General features: G+C 75.2%; 23 protein-coding genes. 8 read left to right on the top strand and 15 right to left on the bottom strand.

Annotated features, from left to right (window positions below):
* Window positions 1–53 precede the first annotated feature (53 nt).
* Complete coding sequence (locus ACQPX6_RS19090) at window positions 54–230, top strand: hypothetical protein (protein ID WP_433782011.1); 177 nt, start codon at window positions 54–56, stop codon at window positions 228–230.
* Between the two features lie 79 nt (window positions 231–309).
* Here ACQPX6_RS19090 and ACQPX6_RS19095 read toward each other — a convergent pair whose 3' ends face one another.
* A complete protein-coding gene (locus tag ACQPX6_RS19095; protein WP_433782012.1) occupies window positions 310–2,085 on the bottom strand; it encodes an ABC transporter ATP-binding protein in 1,776 nt (591 codons plus the stop codon).
* 79 nt (window positions 2,086–2,164) lie between these two features.
* Here ACQPX6_RS19095 and ACQPX6_RS19100 point away from each other — a divergent pair, with 79 nt between their 5' ends.
* Window positions 2,165–2,593, top strand: coding sequence for a MarR family winged helix-turn-helix transcriptional regulator (locus ACQPX6_RS19100; RefSeq protein WP_433782013.1), 429 nt, complete (start codon window positions 2,165–2,167; stop codon window positions 2,591–2,593).
* 27 nt (window positions 2,594–2,620) lie between these two features.
* Here ACQPX6_RS19100 and ACQPX6_RS19105 read toward each other — a convergent pair whose 3' ends face one another.
* From ACQPX6_RS19105 to ACQPX6_RS19145, 9 genes are all read right to left on the bottom strand, one after another.
* Window positions 2,621–3,670, bottom strand: a complete 1,050-nt coding sequence (locus ACQPX6_RS19105; RefSeq protein WP_433782014.1) for an anti-sigma factor RsbA family regulatory protein — start codon at window positions 3,668–3,670, stop codon at window positions 2,621–2,623.
* Between the two features lie 129 nt (window positions 3,671–3,799).
* On the bottom strand, window positions 3,800–4,669 hold the full coding sequence (locus tag ACQPX6_RS19110) for an alpha/beta fold hydrolase (RefSeq protein ID WP_433782015.1): 870 nt from the start codon (window positions 4,667–4,669) through the stop codon (window positions 3,800–3,802).
* 78 nt (window positions 4,670–4,747) lie between these two features.
* Window positions 4,748–5,773 (bottom strand): LLM class flavin-dependent oxidoreductase, encoded by a 1,026-nt coding sequence (locus ACQPX6_RS19115; RefSeq protein ID WP_433782016.1) that lies wholly within the window; start codon window positions 5,771–5,773, stop codon window positions 4,748–4,750.
* A complete protein-coding gene (locus ACQPX6_RS19120; RefSeq protein ID WP_433782017.1) occupies window positions 5,766–7,166 on the bottom strand; it encodes an MmgE/PrpD family protein in 1,401 nt (466 codons plus the stop codon). Before ACQPX6_RS19120 ends, ACQPX6_RS19115 begins: the two co-directional genes overlap by 8 nt.
* Window positions 7,167–7,289: 123 nt before the next feature.
* Complete coding sequence (gene rutA / locus ACQPX6_RS19125; RefSeq protein WP_433782018.1) at window positions 7,290–8,342, bottom strand: pyrimidine utilization protein A; 1,053 nt, start codon at window positions 8,340–8,342, stop codon at window positions 7,290–7,292.
* A 95-nt stretch (window positions 8,343–8,437) separates the two neighbouring features.
* Window positions 8,438–10,105: an amidase gene (locus tag ACQPX6_RS19130; protein ID WP_433782019.1), complete on the bottom strand. Its 1,668-nt coding sequence runs from the start codon at window positions 10,103–10,105 to the stop codon at window positions 8,438–8,440.
* A complete protein-coding gene (locus ACQPX6_RS19135; RefSeq protein WP_433782020.1) occupies window positions 10,102–11,277 on the bottom strand; it encodes an acyl-CoA dehydrogenase family protein in 1,176 nt (391 codons plus the stop codon). Before ACQPX6_RS19135 ends, ACQPX6_RS19130 begins: the two co-directional genes overlap by 4 nt.
* A gap of 10 nt (window positions 11,278–11,287) precedes the next feature.
* Window positions 11,288–12,490 (bottom strand): CaiB/BaiF CoA transferase family protein, encoded by a 1,203-nt coding sequence (locus ACQPX6_RS19140; RefSeq protein ID WP_433782021.1) that lies wholly within the window; start codon window positions 12,488–12,490, stop codon window positions 11,288–11,290.
* The gene (locus tag ACQPX6_RS19145; RefSeq protein ID WP_433782022.1) at window positions 12,487–13,032 is read right to left on the bottom strand and encodes a MaoC family dehydratase; all 546 of its coding nucleotides are present in this window, start codon (window positions 13,030–13,032) and stop codon (window positions 12,487–12,489) included. The genes ACQPX6_RS19140 and ACQPX6_RS19145 overlap by 4 nt, the downstream gene beginning before the upstream one ends.
* A gap of 66 nt (window positions 13,033–13,098) precedes the next feature.
* Here ACQPX6_RS19145 and ACQPX6_RS19150 point away from each other — a divergent pair, with 66 nt between their 5' ends.
* Window positions 13,099–13,854, top strand: coding sequence for a FadR/GntR family transcriptional regulator (locus ACQPX6_RS19150; RefSeq protein ID WP_433782023.1), 756 nt, complete (start codon window positions 13,099–13,101; stop codon window positions 13,852–13,854).
* A 4-nt stretch (window positions 13,855–13,858) separates the two neighbouring features.
* Here the strand turns inward: ACQPX6_RS19150 and ACQPX6_RS19155 are convergent, their stop codons facing one another.
* Window positions 13,859–14,338: a MarR family winged helix-turn-helix transcriptional regulator gene (locus ACQPX6_RS19155; RefSeq protein ID WP_433782024.1), complete on the bottom strand. Its 480-nt coding sequence runs from the start codon at window positions 14,336–14,338 to the stop codon at window positions 13,859–13,861.
* 63 nt (window positions 14,339–14,401) lie between these two features.
* Between ACQPX6_RS19155 and ACQPX6_RS19160 the strand changes: the two genes are divergently transcribed.
* From ACQPX6_RS19160 to ACQPX6_RS19170, 3 genes are read left to right on the top strand one after another with little or no spacing between them, the layout of a single operon-like run.
* Window positions 14,402–14,806, top strand: coding sequence for a DUF5313 family protein (locus tag ACQPX6_RS19160; RefSeq protein ID WP_433782025.1), 405 nt, complete (start codon window positions 14,402–14,404; stop codon window positions 14,804–14,806).
* A 35-nt stretch (window positions 14,807–14,841) separates the two neighbouring features.
* Window positions 14,842–15,798 (top strand): NAD-dependent epimerase/dehydratase family protein, encoded by a 957-nt coding sequence (locus ACQPX6_RS19165; RefSeq protein WP_433782026.1) that lies wholly within the window; start codon window positions 14,842–14,844, stop codon window positions 15,796–15,798.
* Window positions 15,799–15,845: 47 nt separating this feature from the next.
* Entirely contained in the window at window positions 15,846–16,277 is a 432-nt protein-coding gene (locus ACQPX6_RS19170) for a DUF5709 domain-containing protein (protein ID WP_433782027.1), read from the top strand.
* Between the two features lie 6 nt (window positions 16,278–16,283).
* Here ACQPX6_RS19170 and ACQPX6_RS19175 read toward each other — a convergent pair whose 3' ends face one another.
* Both ACQPX6_RS19175 and ACQPX6_RS19180 read right to left on the bottom strand, forming a co-directional pair.
* Window positions 16,284–17,237, bottom strand: coding sequence for an NAD(P)/FAD-dependent oxidoreductase (locus ACQPX6_RS19175; RefSeq protein ID WP_433782028.1), 954 nt, complete (start codon window positions 17,235–17,237; stop codon window positions 16,284–16,286).
* On the bottom strand, window positions 17,234–17,929 hold the full coding sequence (locus tag ACQPX6_RS19180) for a polysaccharide deacetylase family protein (protein WP_433782029.1): 696 nt from the start codon (window positions 17,927–17,929) through the stop codon (window positions 17,234–17,236). The genes ACQPX6_RS19175 and ACQPX6_RS19180 overlap by 4 nt, the downstream gene beginning before the upstream one ends.
* A 69-nt stretch (window positions 17,930–17,998) precedes the next feature.
* Here ACQPX6_RS19180 and ACQPX6_RS19185 point away from each other — a divergent pair, with 69 nt between their 5' ends.
* Both ACQPX6_RS19185 and ACQPX6_RS19190 read left to right on the top strand, forming a co-directional pair.
* Window positions 17,999–18,265, top strand: coding sequence for a hypothetical protein (locus ACQPX6_RS19185; protein WP_433782030.1), 267 nt, complete (start codon window positions 17,999–18,001; stop codon window positions 18,263–18,265).
* Window positions 18,266–18,308: 43 nt separating this feature from the next.
* On the top strand, window positions 18,309–18,812 hold the full coding sequence (locus ACQPX6_RS19190) for a hypothetical protein (RefSeq protein ID WP_433782031.1): 504 nt from the start codon (window positions 18,309–18,311) through the stop codon (window positions 18,810–18,812).
* Window positions 18,813–18,837: 25 nt separating this feature from the next.
* Here ACQPX6_RS19190 and ACQPX6_RS19195 read toward each other — a convergent pair whose 3' ends face one another.
* On the bottom strand, window positions 18,838–19,074 hold the full coding sequence (locus ACQPX6_RS19195) for a DUF6158 family protein (RefSeq protein ID WP_433782032.1): 237 nt from the start codon (window positions 19,072–19,074) through the stop codon (window positions 18,838–18,840).
* A 40-nt stretch (window positions 19,075–19,114) separates the two neighbouring features.
* Window positions 19,115–19,912, bottom strand: coding sequence for an enoyl-CoA hydratase/isomerase family protein (locus ACQPX6_RS19200; RefSeq protein ID WP_433782033.1), 798 nt, complete (start codon window positions 19,910–19,912; stop codon window positions 19,115–19,117).
* Between the last annotated feature and the right edge of the window lie 80 nt (window positions 19,913–19,992).

A 19,992-nucleotide genomic window follows, 5' to 3' on the forward strand; every position in this document is an offset into this window, starting at 1 on the left:
CGGGAGAGACCCCGCCGCCACCCGCACCTGCTCACCCCGAAGCGAAGGTCGCCGTGCCCGCACGCACCACCCCCGACACCGAGGTCGACACACTCGGCACCGAGATCGCGGAGCTCCGCCAGCTCCTCGACCGCCTGGACGGCCTCACCCACCAGGCGCGCACCCGCCTGCGGCGCATCGAACAGCACCGCAGCGGCGTCGACGCCCGCTGGCTCGACCGCTCCCACTAGTCCGTCTCCACCGGCCCGCCCCGTGTCCACGGGGCGGGCCGTTCGTGTGTCGGGCCGCGGCGTCCCAGGTGGTCGTGTCTCAGGCGGCGAGCGCGGCGTACCGGCCCTCGCGCCCGACCAGCTCGGCGTGCGTCCCGGTCTCGACGACGCGGCCGTGGTCGAGCACCGCGATGCCGTCGGCGTGGCGCACGGTCGAGAGCCGGTGCGCGATCGTCAGCGTCGTGCGGTGGCGCGCGAGGTCGTCGAGCGCGAGCTGCACGGCCCGCTCGGTGCCGGTGTCCAGCGCGCTGGTGGCCTCGTCGAGGACGAGCACGCGCGGGTCACGCAGCAGGGTGCGGGCGATGGCGAGGCGCTGCTTCTCGCCGCCGGAGAACCGGTGGCCGCGGGCGCCGACCATCGTGTCGTAGCCCTCGGACAGGCCGGCGACGACGTCGTGGATGCGCGCGGCCCGGGCGGCCGCCTCGATCTCGGTGTCGGTGGCGTCGGGCTTCGCCGCCCGCAGGTTCTCGCGCACGGTGGTGTGCAGCAGGTAGGTCTCCTGGCTGACGACGCCGACGATCCCGGCGAGGTCGGCCAGGCGCATGTCGCGCAGGTCGACGCCGTCGATGGTGATCCGGCCCGCGTCGGGGTCGTGCAGGCGCGCGACGAGCGCGCCCAGCGTCGTCTTGCCCGAGCCGGTCTCCCCCACCAGCGCGAGCGTCGTGCCGGCCGGGATCGCGAGGTCGACGCCGTCGAGCGCGGGGCGGTCGCCGCCGGGGTGGGTGAACGTGACGCCCTCGATGCGGACGTCGCCCCGGACGTCGTGCAGCTCGACCGGGTGCTCCGGGTCGGCGATCTCCACGACGAGGTCCTGGTACTCGAAGATGCGCGCGAACAGCGCCAGCGAGCTGGCCACCTGCACGCCGACGTCGAGAAGCCCCGAGAGCGGCCGGAAGACGCCGGCCTGCAGGGAGGTGAACGCGACGAGGGTGCCGATCGAGAGCGCGCCGACGGTCCAGGGCAGGCCCGCGCCGACGTAGATCAGCGCGGGGATGGCCGCGAAGACCACGCCCATGGTGGCCATGCGCCAGCGCCCGGCGAGCTGGGAGCGCAGCTCGAGCTCGGTGAGGCGCGCCGAGGACGCGGTGAAGCGCTCGACCAGCGCCGGACCGGTGCCCAGCGTGCGGTGCAGCGAGGCGGCGTCGACCGAGAGGCCCTCCTCGATGGTGACGTTGAGGTCGGCGAGCTCGCGCTGGCGTGCCGCGGTCAGTTCCCGGCGCATGCGCGCGACACGGCGGCTGACGAGCACCGCCGGCGGCAGGACGACCAGGGTGACCAGCGACAGCTGCCAGGACAGCGCGACCATGGCGACGGCGGTGGCGACGACCGTGGTCAGGTTGGCGGCGATCGACGTGGCGGTCGAGGTGACCACCGTCTGCATGCCGCCGATGTCGTTGGTGATGCGCGACTGCACCTCGCCGGTGCGGGTGCGCGTGAAGAACCCGAGCGACTGGCGCTGCAGGTGGGCGAAGACGTCGGTGCGCAGCCGGTGCATGACGCGCTGGCCGACGCCGGTGGAGATCCAGGTCTGGACGACGCCGAGCGCCGCGGTCACGGCGGCGACGGCGATCATCCCGCCGGCGAGCAGCACCAGCAGGCGCAGGTCGCGGTGCGGGAGGGCGTCGTCGATGACGGCGCGGAGCAGGAACGGCGAGGCCATCGCGACGATCGACGACGCGACGATGACCGCGACGACGACGGCCAGCGGGCGGCGGTCCTGGCGGAACAGGCGCGCGACGCGGCGCAGCGAGACCCGGCGGGCCAGTTCGGCGTCCTCGGCACGGGTCTCGCGGGAGATGTCGGGTGGGCGTGGCAAGAGGCGACTCCTCGGGAGGCAGGTTGATGAGGTTACCTCATCATGAGGCTGCAACAGCTTTTCCCGCTAGGCTGTTCCCGTGCACGGCGAGGACGACCCCGACGAGGACTCGCTGGCGACCGCGTTCTGGCTGGTCGCGCGCCGCCTGCGCCACCAGTCCCGCGAGGCCCTCGCGCCGTGGGGGGTGTCGCCGTCGCACCTGCGCGCGCTGGGCGTGCTCCTGCGCCACGGGCCGGCGCGCCCCGGCGAGCTCGCCGAGCACCTGCGGATCGCGCCCCGCTCGGCCACCGAGGTGGTCGACGCCCTCGCCGAGCGCGGTCTCGTCGAGCGCCGCCCCGACCCGGCCGACCGCCGCGCGACGCAGGTGGTGGTCACCGACGCGGGCGCCGAGCTCGGGCGCGCGGTGCGCGCCGCCCGGGCCGCGGAGGCCGACCGGGTGTTCGCCGAGCTCGACGACGCCGACCGCGCCGAGCTCGAGCGGATCCTCCGCCGCCTCGCCGCCGACTGAGTCCCGCGGGGCCCGGGCGCCGCGCCGTCAGAGGTACGCGTGCAGCCGGACCGTCGTCCCGAGGGACGGGTCGCTGTGCACCTGGACGAGGTCGCACAGCTGGTGGGCCAGGCGCAGGCCGTAGCCGCGGCCCTCGGCCGGCCCGCACCGGTGCCGGCCCACGAGGGGGTCGGCGATCCAGCCGCTGTCCTGCACCTCGCACACGACCGCGGCGGGCTCCGCCGCCTCCCACCCCGTGGCGGTGGCCGGGTCCCGCGTCCAGAGGGTGAGCAGGCCCGGCCGCCCCGTGTGCACGACCGTGTTCACGGCGACCTCGTACGCGGCGAGGCACAGGTCGGCGGTCCGGTCCTCGTCCAGACCGGCCCGCAGGGCGTGCTCGGCGACCGCCGTCCGCACCGCGCGCGGCCCGGCCGGCGCGCCGAAGACGAGCGTCTCGCCCACCTCGTCGGGCTCGGCCAGCAGCCCGCCGACGTGCTGCGCGAACAGCGTGGGGTCGGCGTACTGCGCGCTCGTCCGGGTGGCGCCCCGCTCGACGAGGACGGGGTGCGTCCGCGCCGCCTCGGCGACCGCCGCGGGGGCGAGCGCGGTCGTGTCGTACGGGCACAGGACCGTGGCGGGGCGCTCGGCCAGCGCCACGTTGATCAGCGCCTCGTGCTGCACCGCGGCCGCGTACTCCTGCGGGCTGCGGCCCGCCCAGATCGGCTCGCCGATGATGCGCACCCGGCCGTCTCCAGCGCGCTCGTCCACGAACGCCCGCAGGACGCCCGCGATGATGCGCCCGGGGTTGCGTCCCGCGACCGTCATGTCGTGCAGGACCACGTCGGAGGCGACCGGGCCGAGCGCCGCCCGGACGAGGTCGAGCTTGCTCGGCGGCGCCGCCATCATCACCGGCTCGCCGGCCTCCAGCCCCTCGCGCAGGAACGGGACCGTGCCGGCGAGGTAGGTCTCGTCGTCGGCGTAGAACAGCGCCGGGTGCACGAGGGCGCCCGCAGCCCCGAGGCGGTGCCGCCCGTGATCGCGTTCGCCGTCCACCGTGCGGGGCTCCGTGCTGTCGTCGTCCTGGGCGGGCGCCATCATGCCTGGTCAGGGCAGCACAGGACGCCGCTGGTGCGGTTCGCGCGCCGGGCGGTCCTGCTGCGGACGTTCCGCCACGGTCCCTGGTGCCGGTGCGCCGCGATCTTCCCCCGGACGCGCGCGACGCCCGGATCAGCGGCTCTCGAGCACCTCGCGCAGCGTCGCCGCGAACTCGTCGGGCTTGCCCGGCCAGCCGAACTCGCCGTCGAGGAACCCGCCGTGGTGGCTGGGGAAGACGACGGTCTGCTGGCCCAGCGCCTGCGCGGTGGCCTCGGACGTGCGGGCCGTGAAGGTGCCCGTGGTCTCCTCGGCGACGCCGATGACCACGCGGGTCGGGGCGGCGCGCAGCGCCTCGACGTCGAGGCGGTAGTCGGTGACCGCGTTCGACCGCGCCGAGAGCAGCGGGTCGTCGCGGGAGCCGTCGTCCTCGCCGGGCATGCCGAACATCGCGGGGTCGGGCGCCGGCTGGGCGAAGTACGCGTCGGTGAACTCGCCCTGCCACATGCCCAGCGCCATGAAGCCCGCCATGCCGTGGCCCCAGCCCTTGGCCTGGTAGGCCTCGCGGAACCCCTCGGCGGCCCGCCGCGTGGCCTCGGCGTCGGGCAGCACCCCGATGATCGGCGGCTCGTGGGCCACGAGCGTGACGACGTCCTCGGGGTGGGCGGTGACGAGCTGCAGGCCGGCGATCGCTCCCCCGCTGCTGCCGAACACCTCGACCGGTCCGGCGCCGAGCTCAGCGATCACCGCGTGCAGGTCCTCGGCCTGGGTGACCGGGTCGTTGTCGACGCGGCCGTCGCTGCGCGTGCTGCGCCCGAGGCCCCGGGGGTCGTAGGTGACGACGGTGCGGTCGGCGAAGCGCGCGGCGAGCGCCCGGAAGCCGCCGGCGTCCATCGGCTGGCCGATCATCAGCAGCGGCGGGCGCCCGTCGGCCGGGGGCAGCGGTCCGTGGACGTCGTAGGTGATCCGGGCGCCGGACGTCTCGAGCACGCGCGTGTCGGCCACGACTTCCCCCCTCAGGAACAGTACGAGAACACAACCAGAGAGTTGCAGCGTTGCACCGGATCCACCGCCGGTCAAGGCTCACGCCCGCAGCGCCGGCGCCACCTCGCGGGCCAGCAACTCGATGGACGCGCGGGCGTGCCCCACCGGCATGCCCGCCCAGTCGGTGCGCAGCACGAAGTGGTCGACGCCCAGCTCGTCGCGCCAGGGTCGCAGGGCCGCGACGCAGTCCTCCGGCGAGCCCACGACGAACCGGTCGCGCGCCAGGTCGTCGAAGCCCATCCGGAACGACTCCCGGTCGGGCATGACGCGGTCCTGGCCCCAGTCGGCGTAGACGTCGTACTTGGCCCCGAGGTGCGGCCGCGCGCGCTCCACGGCCTCCGCGCGGGTGGGCGCGCAGAACACCTCGCGCATCAGCGGCAGCGCGTCCGGCACCGGCGGGCGGCCGGCGGCGGCCCGCTCGTCGGCGAAGAGCGCGAGCTGGCGGCGGACCGTCGCCGCGGTCGCGTGCGGATTGATCATCCAGGTGTCGGCGAGCCGCGCCGCCCGGCGGACCGCGCCGTCGGAGTTGGCGGCCATCCAGATCGGCGGCCGGGGCCGCGCCGCGGGGCGCATCGTCGCGCGGACGCCGTCGAGGCGCGTCCAGGGCAGGTCGGCGGTGACGGCCTCGCCGGCCCAGAGCGCCTCGACGATGCGCAGGTTCTCGGTGAACCGGCGGACCTTCTCCCCCGGCGGCACGCCGAACGCGTCGTACTCCACCTGCCGGTAGCCCAGGCCCACCCCGAACACCGAGCGCCCGCGCGCGACGACGTCGAGCCCGGCGTAGGCCTCCGCGGTGTCGACGGGGTTGTGCAGCGCGAGCAGGTGGATGCCGGTGCCGACGACCATGTCGCCCGCCTCGGCGGCCAGGCGCGCCAGCCACGGCAGCGGCTGGATGTGCGCGAGCGACTCGGCGAGGTGGTGCTGGCCGGCGAAGACCGAGTCCAGCCCGAGGTCCCGCGCCGTGCGCACCAGCGAGAGCTGCTCGCCGAGCGCGACCACGGGGTCGCGGTCCGGCGGCTGCTGGTGGGTCAGGAAGACGCCGACCCGCACCCGCCCGTCACGCACGGCAGGCTTCGGCGAAGTCCCGCGCCGGGGTGTCGTCGCCGAGTCCGAGGACCGCCGCCCGCACCCGCCGCGCGGTCTCGTCGTCGGCCACCCGGCCGATGGTGTCGTGGAACTTGGCGACGATCTCGTCGTTGCCCAGCGGGCGCTCGTCGTGGCCCCGGTTGACCTGCTCGCGGTGCGACACCCGGCGCCCGTCGCGCAGCTCGAGCTCGACGAACCCGGAGTAGGCACGGGGGAACGCGCCCTCGTGGTCGGCGGTGACCTCCACCTTCCGCGCGAGGTCGAGGATCGCGCGGTCGCGCAGCGCGTCCTCCTCCAGCTCGGCCAGGGTGAAGCGGCCGCGGACCAGCGCGGCGGCCACGGTGTAGGGCAGCGAGAACTTGGCGTCGTACTCGTCGCGCGGCTCCCACTTGTTCGCCGGCGGCTCGCAGACGACCTTTCCGGGCACCGGGTGGATGGCCGCCCGCACCGCGACGACGTCCTCGGGCCGAATCCCGTGCTCCTCGCGCAGCAGCAGCGCGGCGTCGGCGAACGCGTGGTTGAAGTGGCAGATCGGGTAGGGCTTGACCGCGGTGCGCATGAGCTCCCAGCGGGTCCCGAGGCCCTCGCCGACCGCCTCGGGGTGCGCCTCGCGCCCGGACAGGTGCGTGGCGTAGAGCCCGAAGCGCCCCTCGTAGACCGCCCCCGGCCCGCTCCACCCGACGCCGGCGAAGCTCGCGGCGGTCAGGCCGGCCATCGCCGCCCAGCCCGGGTGCAGGCGCTTGGTCCACGCCCCGTCCTCGAGGAACTCCAGCAGCCCCGAGGCCATCGAGCCGACGATGCCCTGCGCCGCGGTGATCCCGCGGGCGTCGAGGCCGGCGAGCTTGCCCGCCGCCACCGCCGCGCCGAACGCCCCGGCCACCGCGGTGGGGTGGAAGCCGACGTCGTGGAAGCCCCCGGCGCCGCCGAGCCCCACCCGCGCGGACACCTCGACCCCGAGGACGTAGGCGGTCAGCAGGTCCCGGGTGGTCGCGCCCGCGGCGGTGGCCGCCGAGATCGCCGCCGGCAGGGCCGCCGCCGAGACGTGGGTGACCGCGGGGATGTGGGTGTCGTCGAAGTCCATGCCGTGCACGAGCACCCCGCCCAGCACCGCCGCGTCGCGCGCGGCGAGGCGGTCGGGCATCCCCAGCACCGGGTGGTCCCCCGCGCCCAGGCGGGCGAGCGCGTCGCGGGCCATCGCGGCGAAGGGGTACGCGGTGGAGGCGAAGGCGAGCCCGACCGCGTCGAGCACGAGGTGCCGGGCGCGGTCGAGCACCTCGTCGGGCACCGCGTCCGCGCCCGTCGCCGCGGCGAACTCCCCGACCTGTCCGGCGAGGGTGGCGAGCGCGGTCCGCGGCGGGCTGTCGGTGCTCACGGGATCTCCTCCGACGTCGGCGTCGCCAGGCAGGGCACCGCACCGGCGGGCGGCCGGGGGGATGGCCACCCGCCGGTGCGGGCGGGCCGGCGCCTGGGGGGCAGGACCGGCCCGGTCGTGCGGCTAGCCCAGGAGGGGCTTCACCTTGGTACCGAAGTCGTGGACGCCCTGCTCGAAGTCGTCGAACGTGAACATCAGCCCCTGGACGCCGGGCATCTTCGCGACCTCGTCGATCTGGCGGGCCACCGTCTCGTACGAGCCGACGAGCGTGGCCATGTTGAAGTTGACCGCGCCCTCGGGGAGGTTGATCGTCCGCGCGGTGCCCGAGCCGTCGGCGCTGGTGTCGGCGCTGCCCTCGTCGGCCATGTAGCCGAGCGCGCCGGCGTCGGCGCCCTCGTTGTAGGAGCGCCATTTCGCCTGCGCCTCCTCGTCGGTCTCGGCCATGATCGCCATGAACAGCGGCAGCGAGCGCACGTCGCGGCCGGTCTCCTTGGCGAACGACGCGAGCCGCTCGGTGGGCTGGCGGTAGACCTCGGGGTCGTTGACGCCCGGGGAGAGGATGAAGTTGTAGTCGCCGTACTCGGCGCAGAAGCGCATGCCGCGCTCGGACTGCCCGGCGCAGACGACGTCGACCTTCCCGGACGGCCGCGGCGAGAGCACGCAGTCGTCCATCTGGAAGTACTCCCCGTCGAGGTCGCAGCGCCCGGTGTCCCAGAGGTCGCGCAGGACCTTCACGTACTCGGTGGAGTAGTCGTAGCGGTAGCCGAAGTAGTCGTCGCCGGGCCAGAGGCCCATCTGCTCGTACTCGCCCTTGGCCCAGCCCGACACGATGTTGACCCCGAAGCGGCCCGGGGCGATCTGGTCGATGGTCGAGGCCATCCGCGCGACGAGGGCGGGCGGGAGCGTCAGCACCGCCGTCGACGCGTAGAGCTTGATCCGGTCGGTGACCGCGGCCAGGCCCGCCATCAGCGTGAACGACTCGAGGTTGTGGTCCCAGAACTCGGTCTTCCCGCCGAAGCCGCGCAGCTTGATCATCGAGAGCGCGAAGGCGAAGCCCTGGCGCTCGGCCTCCTGCACGACGTTCTTGTTGAGCTCCCACGTCGGCATGTACTGCGGGCTGTTCTCGGAGATGAGCCAGCCGTTGTTGCCGATCGGGATGAAGACACCGAAGTCCACGGGGAGTCGCCTTCCTGCGCGGGGAGGGGGAGCCGGCGGATCGCGACGACGACGGCGCCCGCTACATCAGCTGTGACGGAAGATACATCAGACGTTTAGGTGGGGGAAGGGCTCCGCCGGTGGTGGTCGGTGCGGTCCTGGACGACCCGCGCGACCGCCAGCAGCGTGGCCTCGTCGTGCGGGCGGCCGACGAACTGGACCGAGGTCGGGCAGCCGTCGGCGGCGAACCCGGACGGCAGCGCCAGCGCCGGCGCGCCCGTCAGGTTGGCGATCATGGTCGTCCGCGACTGCGCCGCATAGAGCGGGAACCGCTCGCCGTCGACGACCACGGTGGCGTCGGACCCGGTCTCGGGCAGCCACGGCGCCGTCGACGGGCAGGTCGGCGTGACCAGCAGGTCGACGTCGGCCAGGACGGCGTCGAGCTCGCGCTGGAGCTCGGCGCGGAACTGCAGTGCCCGCAGGTAGTCGACGGCCGGGGTGGTGATGCCCTGGCTGATCCGGCGCACGGTCACCGGGTCGTAGCGGTCCCAGCGGTCCCCGTGGTCGGGGTCGAGGCGGTGCAGGGTCGCGGCCTCGGCGAACACGATCTCGTAGCCGATCGCGAGGGCCGCAGCGCCGGAGGGCAGTTCCGCCGCGACCACGTCGGCGCCGGCCGCCGCGAGGTGCCCGACCACGGCGTCGACCCCGGCGCGCACGTCGGCGTCGCAGAACGCGGTGACCTCGCCGCCGAGGACCCCGACCCGGAGCCCGGCGAGGTCGCGGCGGTCCTCGGGCGCGAAGGGCGGCAGCTCGCCGGCGCGCGGGTCGGCGCCGTCGGGCCCGCGGAGCAGGGCGAACAGCCGCTCGGCGTCGGCGGCGCTGCGGGTCAGGGGCCCGACGGACTCCGCGGTCCAGGACAGCGGGAAGACCCCGGTGCGCGGGATCGCGCCCGCGGTGGGCTTGAGGCCGGTGAGCCCGCACCAGGCCGAGGGCAGGCGCACCGAGCCGCCGACGTCGGTGCCGAGCGCGAACGGCAGGGCGCGGGCGGCGACGGCGGCCGCCGACCCGGTGGACGAGCCGCCCGCCCACCGCCCGGCGTCCCACGGGTTGCGCACGGCCCCGAACCGTGGCGGCCGGGGCCCGCCGACCGCGAACTCCGTCGTCGCGTCCTTGCTGACCGGGATCGCGCCGGCCTCCTCGAGCCGGCGGACCACGGTCGCCGACGCCGCGGCGGGCGCGTCGCCGTGGCACCACGACCCGGCGGTGGTCGGCACACCCGCCACGTCGATGACGTCCTTGACCCCGAACGGGACGCCCTCGAGCGGGCGCGGCCGACCCTGCGCCCAGCGCCGGGTCGACTCCTCCGCGGCGCGGGTCGCGCGCTCGTCGAGGAAGCGGATCGTGCTGTTGAGCGCGGCGTGCGTGGTGCGCAGGCGCGCGAGGGCGTCGGCGACGGCCCGGTCCGGGGTGCTGCTCCCGGCGGCGAAGGCGACGAGCAGACCGCCGACGCCCTCGGGGTCACCGTCGTCGCTGGCTGCTCCCCCGCTCCCCCGCTCCCGGACCCGTACCGGCGTCCGGGGCCAGCGGTCGCCGTGCGCCGGGTCGGCGTCGCCGTCGAGGGGCACGGGGCGGGCCCGCAGCGCGGCGATCGCCGGCTCGGCCGCGACGACGGCCGCGCGCATCGCGCCGACCTGCTCGTCGTCCAGCACGTAGCCCAGCCGCGCGACCTCGCGGGCGAGGGCGGCGGGCTCGGCGACCTCGTCGGGCAAGGGGTCACCGCTCACCCGATGCTCGCCTTCCCCGCCAGCAGCGACTTGGCCACCACCGAGCGCAGCACGTCGTTGGTGCCCTCGCCGATCGACATCAGCGGCGCGTCGCGGTAGAGCCGCTCGACCTCGAACTCCGTCGAGTAGCCGTAGCCGCCGTGGATGCGCATGGCGTCGGTGGCGCACTGCAGCGCGGTCTCCGACGCGAAGATCTTCGCCATGCCCGACTCGGTGTCCATGCGCACGCCGTCGTCCATGCGCGAGGCGGCCCAGTACGTCATCAGCCGCGCGGCCTGGAGCTGCACCGCGATCTCGGCGAGGCGCAGCTGCACGGCCTGGAAGTCGCCGATGGTCTGCCCGAACGCCGTGCGGTCGCGGGCGTAGGACAGGGCCTCGTCGTAGGCGCGCTGCGCGATGCCCACCGAGCGCGCGGCGATGTTGATCCGCCCCGTCTCCAGCGACGACAGCGCCTGCTGCAGGCCGCGGCCCTCGACCCCGCCGAGCAGCGCGGACCCCGGGACGCGCACGTCGTCGAGCACCACCTCGCACGACTCGGTGCCCTTGTAGCCGAGCTTGCCCATGTCCTTGGTGACCTCGAGCCCGGGCGTGCCGGCGTCGATCAGCAGCATGCTCATGCCGCGGTGGGCCGGGCTGGCCTTCGGGTCGGTCTTGACCAGCACCGGCAGGACGTCGGCGTGGCGGGCGTTGGTGATCCACATCTTGGTGCCGCGGACCACGTAGCCCGCGTCGTCACCGGAGCCGTCGCGGGTCGCGGTGGTGGTGATGCCCTGCAGGTCGGTGCCCGCGCCGGGCTCGGTGAGCGCGATGCCCGTGCGCATCGCCCCGGTCGCGAGGTCGGGCAGGTAGCGGTCGCGCTGGGCGTCCGTGCCGTGGCGGGCGAGCATCCAGCAGGACACCGAGTGGCTGCCGAGGATGCCGGCGACGCCCATCCAGCCGCGCGCGATCTCCTCGAACGTCAGCGCGAACGACACCGTGTCGGCCTCGAGCCCGCCGTACGCCTCGGGCACCGCCAGGCCGAACAGGCCCATGCCCTTCATGCTCTCGACGATCTCGGTCGGGTACCGGCCCTCGTGCTCCCAGTCGCGGGCCACCGGGACGATCTCGCGGTCGACGAAGTCGCGCAGCGTGTCGCGGTAGAGCCGCTGCTCGTCGCTCAGGGTGAAGTCCACGGTGTCCTCCTCAGGAGCCGAAGGCGCCGGCGACGCGCAGGGCGTCCATGCGCTCCTGGTCGTAGCCGAGGCCGCGCAGGACCTCGTCGGTGTGCTCCCCCATCACCGGGCCACCACGGGGCGCCGGGGTGTCGTCGCCGGGCGGGCCGACGCGCACGGGTGAGCGCAGCGAGCGGACGGTGCCGAAGTCCGGGTGCTCGGTCTCGGCGATCAGCGCGCGGGCGACGGTGTGCGGGTCGTCCAGCGCGCCCGCGACCTCCTTGACCGGCCCGCACGGGATCGCCGCGGCGTAGAGCGGTGCGAGCCACGCGTCGACGGTGCGGGTGCGGAAAATCTCCTCGAGCAGCGGGACGAGGACGTCGCGATGCCGGTCGCGGTCGGTGAACGTCGCGAAGCGGGGGTCGTCGGCGATGTCGGCGCGCCCCATGACGGCGGTCAGCCGCTGCCAGAACTTCTCCTTGGCGCAGCCCACGACGAGCCAGCCGTCGGCGGCCTCGAACGCCTGGAACGGCACGAGGGACGGGTGCGCGGAGTGGTGGGTGCGCACGGGCTCGTAGCCGCCGGTGAGGTGCCAGGTGGCCGGGTAGGTCAGCAGGCTGATCGCGGTGTCGTAGAGCGAGAGGTCGCAGTCGGTGCCGACGCCGTCGCGGCGCGCGGCGTGGATGCCCGCGAGCAGCGCGATCGCCGCGACGAACCCGCCGCTGTAGTCCACCAGCGACAGGCCCGCCTTCTGCGGCGCGCCGCCGGGCTCCCCCGTCACCGACATCCAGCCGCCGAGGGCCTGGAGCACGTAGTCGTAGCCCGGCTCGCGCGAGCGGGGCCCCGTCATGCCGAAGCCGGTGAGCGAGCAGCAGACGATCTGCGGGTTGACGTGGGCGAGGTCGGCGTAGCGGATGCCGAGCTTCTCCGGGACGTCGCCGCGCAGGTTGGAGTAGACGGCGTCGGCGCTGCGCACGAGGTCGTGGAACACCTCGCGGCCCGCGTCGGTCCGGATGTCGAGGAGCACCGAGGACTTGTTCTTGTTGAACGACTGGAAGAACAGCGAGTCCTGGCCCTCGACGAACGGCGGGACGTAGCGCCCGACGTCGCCGCCCGAGTCCGGGTCCTCGAGCTTGATGACCTCGGCCCCGAGCTCCGCGAGGTGCATCGAACCGAACGGGCCCGCGCCGTACTGCTCGAGCGAGACGATGCGGATGTCCTCGAGCGGCCTCACCGGGGCGCTCCGGTACCGGCCTCGGTCTCCAGCGACAGCGGCGTCGCGGCCTGCGGGAACAGCGAGCGCGCGCGCTCGGCGCCGCGGCGGTGGACGTAGAACGTGCGCCGGAAGGTGAGCACCTCGACGGCGTCCTGGTTGAGCGTGCGGGTGCGGATGGTGACGATGCCGGCCTCGGGGCGGCTGCCCGAGGTGCGCGTGTCGAGCACCAGCGACTCCGACCAGATCGTGTCCCCGACGAACACCGGGGCGGTGAGCCGCAGGTCGTCGAGCCCGAGGTTGGCGAAGGCGTTCTGCGTGGTGTCGGTGACCGACTGACCCATGGCGATCGCGATCGTCAGCGGCGACGCGACGAGCCGGCGCCCGAACTCCGAGGCCTCCCCCGCCTGGGCGTTGAAGTGCGCCTGGTTGGTGTTCATCGTCAGCAGCGTGAACCAGGTGTTGTCGCTCTCGGAGATCGTGCGCCCGAGCGGGTGCTGGTAGACGTCGCCGACGGCGAAGTCCTCGTAGAACCGGCCCTGCCACCCCTGCCGCACCGTCACGGCTCGAACGTAAAGGTCAGACTTTTCGTGGACAAGGTGCTCCCGGTTGTTACGCTCGGCGGCGCCGTGGACGACCACCTCCAGCCCCCCGCGCCGACCGCCCGCCTGCGCGTGCAGCGGGTCCGCCCGGCCTACACGCAGGTCGCCGACGAGCTCCGCGCCCAGATCCTCGGCGGCGCGCTGCCCGCCGGCGAGCGGCTGCCGAACGAGGCCGAGCTCGGCACGGCGTTCGGGGTCAGCCGCAGCACGGTGCGCGAGGCGCTGCGCGTGCTCGCGAGCCAGCACCTCATCGAGACCACGCGCGGCGTGCGCGGCGGGTCGTTCGTGTCCGCGCCCGACCCCGCGCAGGTGGTCGAGGACGTCGGCAGCGCGCTGGGGGTGCTGGTGATGACCCCGCAGCTCGGCATCCACGACCTCCTCGAGGCCCGCTTGCTGCTCGAGCCGACCGCGGCGCGCCTCGCCGCGCAGCGCGCCGACGCCGAGACCGTCGCCGCCATCCGCGCCGCCGCCGTCGCGCCCCGCGACGAGCGCGACCCCAGCGGCTTCGTCGGCCACATCGACTTCCACACGACGATCCTCATGGCCACCGGCAACCTGATGATCACGATGATGGGTCAGCCGGTGAACGACGTCCTGCGCACCCGGCTGCACCGCGCCGGCGTCGAGCGCGGCGAGTGGGACAAGGTCGACGCCTGCCACCGCGACATCGCCGAGCACGTGGCCGCGGGCGACCCGGCGGCGGCCGAGGAGGCCATGCGCGACCACATCGTCACGCTGCGCGGGCTCTACGAACGAGACGGCCTGTGGACCGACGAGCCCTGATCCGTCAGCGCCCGTCCTGCTGGGCCTTGCGTGCCGCCTCGATGACCTCGGTGAGCGCGCCGTGCAGGTCCTGCAGCTCGCCCAGGTCCATCGCGAGGCGGTCGACGATCGCCGGCGGGATCCGCTCGGCCTGTGCGCGCAGCGCCGTACCCGCCGGGGTCAGCCGCACCGCGAGCGAGCGCTCGTCGTCGCGGGCGCGCTCGCGGGTGACGTAGCCGGCGGCCTCCAGGCGCTTGAGCAGCGGCGACAGGGTGCCGGGGTCGAGCTCGAGGCGGCGGCCGAGCTCGGTGACCGACAGCGGCGCCTGCTGCCAGAGGGCCAGCATCACGAGGTACTGCGGGTGGGTCAGGTGCATCGGCTCGAGCAGCGGCCTGTACACCGAGATGACCGTGCGGGCGGCCACCGCGAGCGCGAAGCAGACCTGGTTCTCGAGGGCGAGCGGGTCCACGAGGTCGGGTGCTGTGCCCTCGGCGCCCTCGGCCATCACGTGCCTCCTGTGTCGCAGGTCCTCTGGCACCACCCTACCGTTGGTGCACATACTGTTGGGGTGCAAAGCATTCGTCGACCGGACCCGCTGCGGTGGCTCTGGTACGCCTACGGCGGCGGGCTGCCCGCGCGGTTCGCGCCCTGGGTGCTCCACGACACCACCTGCCGCACGTGGTGGCTGCGCCACCTCCTGCGCGCGATCGTGCAGATCGCGCCGTTCTCGATCGCGATCATCGTGTTCGTCCCCGGGCCGCTGTGGCTGCGCCTCATGTGCGCGCTCGGCGGGGCGATCATGGGCCTGATCTTCTCGGTGGCCTACCTGCACGAGACGGCCGAGCACCGCCTGGTCAAGGCCGGCTACCCGCTGGGCACCGGTCCCGCGACCCGCGCCGAGCGCACCGCGGGCAAGGACGCCGCCGCCGCCGAGCGGTACGCGGCGCGATATAGGACACTCCCGACGTCCTGACCGTGTGGGCCGGCTGATCAAGGGCACCCGATCGGGTGACCGTCTCGCCCCTGCCCACGCCCGCCGACGACCCCGGCGCCGCCCTGCCCGACCGCCCGGTGCTCGTCACCGGCGCCTCCGGCTTCCTGGGGCGCCACCTCGTCCGGCGGCTGCAGCGCGTCGGCGCCGAGGTCCACGGGCTCACCCGCCCCGACGCGCCGGCGCGCACCGGCCCCGTCGCGTGGCACCGCGCCGACCTCGGTGACGCCGACGCGGTCCGTGCCGTGGTGCGCGAGGTCCGGCCGGCCGCGATCGTCCACCTGGCCAGCCAGGTGCGCGGCGACCGCGACGGCGACCTCGCGGTGTCGATGCTCGAGGCCAACACCCGCGCCGCGGTGACCGTGATGATCGCGGCCCGTGAGGCGCCGGGCTGCCGCGTGGTGCTCGCCGGCTCGATCGAGGAGCCGCGCGGCGACGAGCCGCCCGTCTCCCCCTACGCCGCGGCCAAGGCGGCGGCCACCGGGTACGCGCGCCTGTTCCACGCCCAGGACGACCTGCCGGTCACCGTGCTGCGCATCGCGATGGTCTACGGCCCCGACCAGCCCGACGCCCGCAAGCTCGTGCCGCACGTCTGCACGGCACTGGCCCGCGGCGTCGCGCCGTCGATCGGCAGTGGCACGCGCGGCGTCGACTGGGTGTACGTCGAGGACGTCGCCGAGGCCCTGGTGCTCGCCGCCGTGCAGCCCGACGCGCCCGGGCGGGTGCTCGACGTCGGGTCGGGGCGCGCGGTGACGATCGCCGAGGTGGTCGCGGAGCTCGCCGACCTCGCCGGTCACCACGGCCCGCTGGGGCTCGGGGCGCACGCGGACCGCCCCGACGAGCACGTGCACCTCGCCGACCCGGAGCCCGCCGCCGAGGTGCTGGGCTGGCGCGCCCACACCCCGCTGCGCGACGGTCTCGCGCGCACGCTGGCCTGGTACCGCGACCGGACCGAGGACGCCGCGGCAGGGTGACGTTCGCGGGGTGATGGGGAGGGAGGGGCGGGGCGCACACTGATCCCATGACCACCCCCACCGGCGACGACCCCGACGTCGACGACGACACCGTCTTCGAGCAGCTCGACGAGGCCGAGTCCCTCGACGACCCCGACCTCGCCGACCAGCTCGACGAGGGCGTCTCCCCCAACGAGCAGCCGTGGGGCACCGACGCCTGGGGCACCACGCCCGAGGAGGAGCGCACCGGCCAGCCGCTCGCGGGGCGTCTGCGCCGGGAGGACCGCGACGACACCGCCGGCGCCGACGACGGCGACGAGCTGGGCGACGCGAGCGACACCGACGGCGAGCTGTGGGACGACGAGGTCGGCGAGGGCCGCTCGGGCCGGCTGGTGCTGCGCGAGGGCGGCGAGGACTTCTTCGCCGACGACGTGGGCGTCGACGGCGCGGGCGCGAGCGCCGAGGAGGCCGCGATCCACCTGGTGGACGAGGACCGCTGACCCGGGTCAGCCGGCGAGGCTCGCCACGAGACCGGTGACCTCGTCGGCGACGCCCCAGGACACGGTGACCCCGACGCCGCCGTGGCCGTAGGCGTGCACGACGCCCCGGTCGTCGACCTCGGCGCGCGGCGTCGGGCGGACCGGGCGCCAGCCCACCTCGTGGCCCAGCACGCGGGCGTCGGCGAGGCGTGGTTCGACGGCGGTGGCGCGGGCGAGGATCTCCTCGGCCACCTCGGCGTCGGGGGTGTCGTCGTCCGGTGGGAGGGCGGCGCCGCCCACGACGATCCGGCCGGGGTGCGGGAAGACGTTGGTCCACCGCGGCGCGGCGGCGATCTCCATCGTGAACTCCTCGATGCATGCGTCGGTCAGCACCACGTGGACGCCGCGCACCCCGGTCACGGCCGGGTCGCCGGCGAGCTCGCCCGCCCGGCTGCCCGCCGCGTTGACCACGACCGGCCCCGTGCCGAGCTCGGCGAGGTCGGCGACGTGCCCCTGCTCGACGGCGACCCCGAGGCGCTCGGCCCGCTGCGCGAGGTGGGCGAGGTAGGTCGGCATGTCGGCGAACGGGAGCGTCACCGCCATCCCCGTGCGGAACCCCCGCAGCTCGTCCGGGCGCAGCGCGCGGAAGTCCGGGAGCACCCGGGCCCACGGAGGGATCTCGTCGGCGACGTCGACGTGGATGCGCCCGTGGCGGTGCCGGATGCCGCTGGCGGGGTCCTGCGCGAGCTCGTCGAAGACGGCGGTCGAGCGCTCCGTCCACGTCGTCAGCGGGTCGCCGGGACCCGCCCCGCTGATCCCCAGCATCGCGCCCGCGGCGACCGAGGTCGTCGCGTCGATCGGCCGGTCGGTGAGGACCCGGACGCGGTGGCCGGCCTCGGCGAGGCGGATCGCGCTCGTCAGGCCGATCACCCCCGCGCCCACCACGACGACGTCGGCACCCGGGTCGGTCTGCTCGGTCATGGTCCGACATCCTCGCCGGTCGCCCCGCGCGGCTTCTTGGAGGAATCGGAGATCCCGCGGACGAGCTCCGAGAGCGTGACCGCCGCGAGGCCGCGCCGGGCGGTCCGGGCCAGCAGGGCGTCGACGGTGCCGGCCACGGCCGGACGTCCCGGGCCCTCGTGCAGGACGACGATCGCCCCGCGCCGGGCCACCAGGGCGAGGCGCGCCGGTGTCCCCGCCGTGCCGGCTCCGGCACCGGCGATCCCGACGGCGCTGCCCAGCACGCAGCGCAGGCCCTCGGCCCCGGCGACCCCGAGGTGCGCGGCGGTGGGCCAGCCGGAGCCGGGGCGGAACCAGCGGACCGGGCCGTGCGCGGCGAGTGCGCGCTGCGTGGCGCGGAGCCGCTCGCGGAACGCCGGCACCGGCAGCGCCCAGGTCGGTTCGTCGCGCCAGGTGTGGTTGCCGAGCTCGTGCCCCTCGTCCGCGATGCGCGCCACGAGCTCGGGGTGGCGGGTGGCCTCCTCGCCGAGGAGGAAGAACGTGGCGCGGGCACCGTGGCGGGCGAGCACGTCGAGCAGCGCCGGCGTGGTCGCGGGGGACGGCCCGTCGTCGATCGTCAGCGCCCATCGGGGGGCGCGGGTCGCCACCGCGAAGAGGACCCGGCCGCCCAGGACCGAGCCGATCGCCTGCGCGAGGACCGGGGGCATCGACATGCCGTGACCCTCGCACCCCGTCGGCCGGGCGGAGGTGTCCGGCGCCCCCCGACGGGGCATCGAGCGCCCATGAGCGGAGCCGACCGGACCTGGCGGATCACGGTGGACGGGACCGAGCACGAGATCCGTGTCGCCTACAGCATGCTGACCGCCGGGATCACCGTGCACCACGACGGCGAGCTCGTCGCCCGCGACCGGTTGTTCATGTCGGCGAAGCGCTTCGACCTCGACCTCGGCAGCAGCCGCGCCACCGTGGAGGTCTACTACCCCGACGAGGACGACGTGGCGAGCCGGCTGTTCCTCGACGGCCAGGAGGTCGCGTCGCGGCCGGCGTGATCCGGGGCCTTGCGGACGGCCCCGGTCGGGCATCCCCGCGTCCATGACCATGGGGAGCACGAGCAGGGGACGCACGTTGGGCGCCGCGGCCCTCGCCGGGGCGGGCGCGGGCCTCGCCGGTGTGGCCGCGATGACGGCGCTGGAGAAGATCGAGCAGGCGGTGCTGGGCCGGCCGTCGTCCTACGTGCCGGCGCGCACGCTGAAGGCGGTCACCGGCGGGTCGCCGAGCGACGCCGAGCGCCCGCCGGCCTGGAACCACGCGATGCACTGGGGCACCGGCGCGCTCGTCGGCAGCATCCACGGGGTGTGGGCGGCGGTCGGCATGCGCGGCCCGCGCGCCTGGGCCGCGCACGCCGCCGTGCGCCTGGCCACCGACCAGACGCTGGAGAACGCCACCGGGGTCGGGGCGCCGCCGCACACCTGGCCGTGGCAGGAGCAGGCGGTCGACTTCCTCCACAAGGGCGTCTACTCGCTGGTCACCGGTCTGGTGTCCGAGCGCCTCGTGGCCCCGACGCTGGAGACCCACCGAGGCCGCACCAGCCACTGACTCTCGGTGCGGCGCCCGCGCGGCCTCACGTGTCGTGGCGGGCGCCGGACCGCGTGCGGGCCGGATCGACCTCGCGGTTCGGGTGGCGGCGCAGGTACTCGGCCTCCAGCTCCCGGGTCCGCCGGTCGTGCGCCGCGAGGGCGTCGTCGCTGCCGTGGCGGAACGTCTGGTGGCGGGTGTCGTGCAGGTGCTGCAGCTCGTCGAGCAGGGTCTCCTCGTCGAGCCCGTCCGCCTCGATGCCGTGTCCGTCTCCGTGGGTCATGGCCGTCACGTACCCGGTGACCCCGGTCGATCACCCGCGCTCACTCACCCCGGAACGTGGCCTTCCCGTGGCCCTGCTCGACGAACGACGCCATCGCGCCCCGCAGGTCGTCGGTGCCGAACAGGTCGCCGGCCACCCCCGCGGTCACCTCGTTCGCCGCCTCGAGCCCGTCCTCGGCGAGCCGCCGCAGGATCTCCTTCGTCGCCGCGTGCGCCCGCGTCGGACCGGCGGCGAGGCTCGCGGCCAGCTCGCGGGCCTTCTCGTCGAAGCCGTCCTCGGGCACGAGCCGGTCGACGACGCCCCAGCGCTCCAGCTCCTCGGCGCCGAACCGCCCGGCCGTCATCACCAGCAGCCGCGCCCGCCCCGCGCCCGCGCGCTCGGCGAGGCGCTGCGTGCCGCCCATCGCCGGGGTCAGGCCCACCGTGGCCTCGATCAGCCCGAACGACGCGGCGGGCGTCGCGACGATGAGGTCGCAGGCCAGCGCGACCTCGAACGCCCAGGTCAGCGTCAGCCCGTGCGCGGCGAACACCGTGGGGCACGGCAGGTGGTGCAGGCGGCGGCCGGTGTCGACGAGCTCGGCGAAGTAGGCGGTACCCCTCTCGACGTCCCCGGCCTGCGCCATCGGGTGGAACACCTGCTTGACGTCGACGCCGCCGCTGACCACCTTGCCCTCGGCGCGCACCAGCACCGCGCGCGGGCGGGCGCGCTCGAGCTCGGCGACCGCGTCGCGCAGGGCGCCGTGCAGCGCCTCGTCGTAGAGGTTCAGCGGCGGGTGGTCGATCGTCACGACGGCGAGGCCGGCCGCGTCCACGTCGACGGTCACGGGAGGAGTCGTCACCCGACCGATCCTGCCGCGCCCGCGGCGGTGGGCGCGCGCCGGAAAGCGGGTACGAGGATCCGTCGACCCAGGAGGTGACC

The organism is Actinomycetospora sp. CA-101289 (assembly GCF_050955895.1).
Classification (GTDB): domain Bacteria; phylum Actinomycetota; class Actinomycetes; order Mycobacteriales; family Pseudonocardiaceae; genus Actinomycetospora.